Origin of the sequence: Gordonia jinhuaensis (assembly GCF_014639795.1) — a bacterium.
GTDB lineage: Bacteria > Actinomycetota > Actinomycetes > Mycobacteriales > Mycobacteriaceae > Gordonia_B > Gordonia_B jinhuaensis.
On record NZ_BMGC01000075.1, the window covers coordinates 1 to 3,869 of the forward strand.

A 3,869-nucleotide genomic window follows, 5' to 3' on the forward strand; every position below is an offset into this window, starting at 1 on the left:
ACCGCCTCGGCAGATTGACCCCCATTGAATTCGAGACCATCATCAACCACGAGGCCCCTCAGGCCGCGTGACTAACCCTGTCACCTATCCGTGCACCAGGCCCTCGATCCTGTGGTGAGGCGTGTCAGCTCACTAGCGTCCGGGGATCGTCATCAGAGTCGTCGACGTCGTGAACGTCGGTGGTCAGGGTGAATCCGCTGCGAAACAGGGGAGCGAGGTTGTCGACTGCCTGGTCGAGTTTCTTGCCGCTCAACAACCCAGTGCGAGCTGAGATGATCGCGCAGACGGAGAGTGTGAACGCGTGGAGTGTCGGTCAAACGAACTACGCGCGGGAGACCGGTGCGAAGAAGAAGATATGGGAAGCCCTCGCAGGTGCTTGCAATCAGTGCGCTCCACTTGATGGAGTGAAGGTGGATCTCGACGATGAGTTCCCCGGGGGAGTTCTGATGCCCGCTCGACATCCTCGGTGTCGGTGTTCGGTGTACTTCGAGTATTAGTAGGGGATGGCATGGCGGGACCAATACGACGTGACCATCGCTTTCACGTATTCGTCGTCGAGCTTGACATTAGAAATCCGAACGTTCCTGTGTTTACGTTCGCAAGAACTAACGACCGAGGTTGGGCCTTGACCCCGGATCGTGGACACGATGTCATTTCGGTTATGCCGCTTCCGTGAGGGTAGCTGATCTCGCGGCCGCGTAGGTGTTCTCGTAGCTGTTCGGGGTGATCTGGCCGATCGCGGAGTGGCGTCGGCGCGTGTTGTATCGGTTCGTCCACCGGAACACGGCCCGGTGGGCGGTGGCTTGATCGGGGAACGCCGACGCGCCTTGGAGGAGCTCGCGTTTGAGCGCGGCGTTGAAGCTCTCGGCCAGCGAGTTGTCGGCGCTCGTGCCCACCGCGCCCATGGACTGGGTCACCTTGAGCTGCTCGCAGAGTGCTGCGTAGGCTTTCGACGCGTAGACCGAGCCGTGGTCGCTGTGGAACACTGCGCCGGCCAGCGATCCGCGGTCGCGGTGCGCGCCGCGGAGAGCGCCTTCGACGAGTTCGGTGCGCATGTGGTCGGCGACCTGCCAGCCGGCGAGCTTGCGCGACCCGAGGTCGATGCAGGTCGCCAGATACAGGTTGCTGCCGTCATCGATGGGGAGGTAGGTGATATCGCCGACATACCTGCGGTTCGGCTCCCCGGTGCTGAAGTCCCGCCCGATCAGGTCGGGGAACTTCCGTCCGGACTGGTCCGGGATCGTGGTCTTCACCCGGCGGCGCAGTCGGATCCCCGCGAGCGCGTGTTCCCGCATCACCCGAGCGACCCGCTTATGATTCACCCGCCCGGCGGCGGGGACGCCGTCGTTGAGGTCGGCAGTGATCCTCGGTGCCCCGTAGGTGCGGTCACCACCCTGCGCGGGGTCCTGCAGCACCCGGATCCGTGCCGCCAACCGGGCGTCGTCCGCGGCTCGCGCGGCCCGTCCCGGGGCTGCGGCCAGCCACGCGTAGAACGAGGACCGGGCGATCTCGATGACCTCACACAACCGCTTCACGCCGGAGGCGTCCTTGTGGTCCTCGACGAACTGGAAGCGGTTCACCAGTTCGTCTCCGCAGCGAAATACTTCGCCGCCTGACGGAGGATGTCCCGCTCCGTCTCGAGCTTGACCTGCTCCGCTCTCGAGACCGCTAACTCGGCTTCCAACCGGATGATCCTCGCCGCCTGCGACTCCGACCGCACCGACACCGGCGGCGACACCGAACCGGCCGCAGCGGTCCCGGATCCGAGCTTGTCGACCCATTCCTTCAACGCACCACGGGAGATCCCCAAATCGGCCGCGATCGCTTTCAGCGTCGCGCCCGGCGTGGACTCGTACAAATCCACCGCACGCTGCCGGAACTCGTCCGTGTAGTTCTTCCTTGCCATCCCTCAGATTCTCGCTTCCCCAGCATCGTGCTGGAATCAGCGTGTCCAAGATCAGGGGTCAAGCCCCGGCGCATTCTGACATCTTGTTGGCACTGCATGTCAGCGACACTCATCAGCGGGCGTGCATACGATGGGATACGGCCAGCCGTCTTGGAACACAAGCGCTTTCTAGGCCGATGGCCGCCCGAGATCACCACCAACCCAAGGAGATCGACATGGCAAACGGCAATCGTGCAGTACTGTTCGACAGCCCGAAACACATGAAAGTCGAGGAACTCGACTTCCCCAAGTTGGAGATGCCGAATGGCAAGAAGGCGCCACATGGCGCCATCCTGAAGATGGTCGCGACGAACATTTGCGGCAGCGACCTACACATCTACCGTGGGTCCTTTCCCGTTCCCCAGGGCATGGTCATGGGACACGAGATGACCGGCGAGGTCGTCGAGGTCGGCCCGGACGTGGAGTTTCTGACCGAGGGCGATCTGGTCTCGGTACCGTTCAACGTTGCGTGCGGACGATGTCGAAACTGCCGCGCGCGTCGCACAGAGGTCTGCGAGACGACCAACGCAGATGTGAGTTGCGCCGCCTACGGCTTCAATCTCGGAAACTGGGACGGCGGACAGGCCGAATATCTGTTCGTGCCGTACGCCGACTTCCAGCTCCTGCGCTTCCCCGACAAAGACCAGGCCATGGAGAAGATCCGAGATCTCGCCTTGCTCTCGGACATTCTGCCGACCGCGTTTCACGGACTCATGGAAGCGGGCGCCAAACCAGGATCCACCGTCTATATCGCCGGCGCTGGCCCCGTCGGGCGCTGCGGAGCCGCGGCGGCACGACTGCTCGGGGCCTCGTGCATCATCGTCGGCGACTACCATCAAGACCGGTTGGACCTGGTCAAAAGCAACGGCTGCGAGACTATTGATCTCAGTCAAGACATCCCCCTCACCGATCAGATCGAGGCAATCCTCGGCGAGCCCATGGTCGATTGCGCCGTCGACTATGTCGGCACCGAAGCTCACGGTATCGGTGCTGACGCGCAGTCCATGGACCCCGCAAACGCGATCAATCAGGTTCTCGACGCCACCAGGGCCGGCGGAGCTACTGGCGTTATCGGCGTCTACGGGCCCGACCCACTTGCCGCGTCGAAGGATGAGCAACAGGGCACCTATCCGATCGACTTCGGTAAGGCCTGGATCAAGTCGCCACGCGTGACGGCAGGGCAGGCACCGATCATGCACTACAACCGCGAACTGATGATGGCCATCCTCTGGGACCGCATGCCCTACCTCAGCGCAATGCTCAACACCCAGGTCATCAGCCTCGACGAGGCGCCCGCCGCCTACGAGACCTTCGACCAGGGCTCGCCGAACAAATTCATCATCGACCCCCACGGGATGCTCTCAGCCTGAGCGCTACCAGCTACCTAGACGTGGTCGGCCCTGTGTCTGCACAGAAGCGCAGACACAGGGCCGATGGTTTACTAAAGCGAGAACCTAACCCACTGGCGGTGATCACGAGATGGTCGATACACACGACATTGAACTCCCAGTGTTCGAACATTGGTCTACGGCCGACACCACCGACGACACTATTGGCGACCGATGGGCGCAGATCCGTCGACACAGTTACACCGACGTCGCTACCGATCCCGTTCTTCCAGGCTTCTACGGCGACGTTGCTCTTGGCCGATACACCAATTTCACGTTGTCGACCAAGCGCGCCAACGCCGAGGACGCCCGTCGCTCGGCAACCCGCATCGCGCGGGGACATGACGCCGATGAGTATCTCTTCGCAACGTTCCAGATCCGTGGTAGCTGCCTGATCGAGCAGGCCGACCACACCCACCTCGCCGCACCCGGGAGGAATGATCAAGACCTGTGGATCTGGGAGGGCGTGCCTTCCCGCAAATATGATCCCGGTAGTCACTTGATCAAGTCAGCGTTGCAGCGCTGGCGGAAAGGCA

At 62.5% G+C, this 3,869-nt stretch carries 4 protein-coding genes; 3 read left to right on the forward strand and 1 reads right to left on the reverse strand.

Annotated features, from left to right (window positions below; all coding sequences use genetic code 11):
* Nucleotides 1-272 precede the first annotated feature (272 nt).
* Nucleotides 273-497 (forward strand): phage minor head protein, encoded by a 225-nt coding sequence (locus IEW22_RS20645; protein WP_188589019.1) that lies wholly within the window; start codon nucleotides 273-275, stop codon nucleotides 495-497.
* A 162-nt stretch (nucleotides 498-659) separates the two neighbouring features.
* Here IEW22_RS20645 and IEW22_RS19575 read toward each other — a convergent pair.
* A protein-coding gene (locus IEW22_RS19575; RefSeq protein ID WP_188589020.1) for an IS3 family transposase occupies nucleotides 660-1,906 on the reverse strand; the annotation gives its coding sequence in 2 pieces (ribosomal slippage) (nucleotides 660-1,594 and nucleotides 1,594-1,906; 1,248 coding nt in all).
* A 215-nt stretch (nucleotides 1,907-2,121) separates the two neighbouring features.
* On the opposite strand from IEW22_RS19575, the gene IEW22_RS19580 reads away from it, so the two are divergent.
* Complete coding sequence (locus tag IEW22_RS19580) at nucleotides 2,122-3,315, forward strand: alcohol dehydrogenase catalytic domain-containing protein (RefSeq protein ID WP_064862424.1); 1,194 nt, start codon at nucleotides 2,122-2,124, stop codon at nucleotides 3,313-3,315.
* Nucleotides 3,316-3,424: 109 nt separating this feature from the next.
* A partial coding sequence (locus IEW22_RS19585; RefSeq protein WP_455350623.1) for a hypothetical protein occupies nucleotides 3,425-3,869 on the forward strand: 445 nt, incomplete at its 3' end.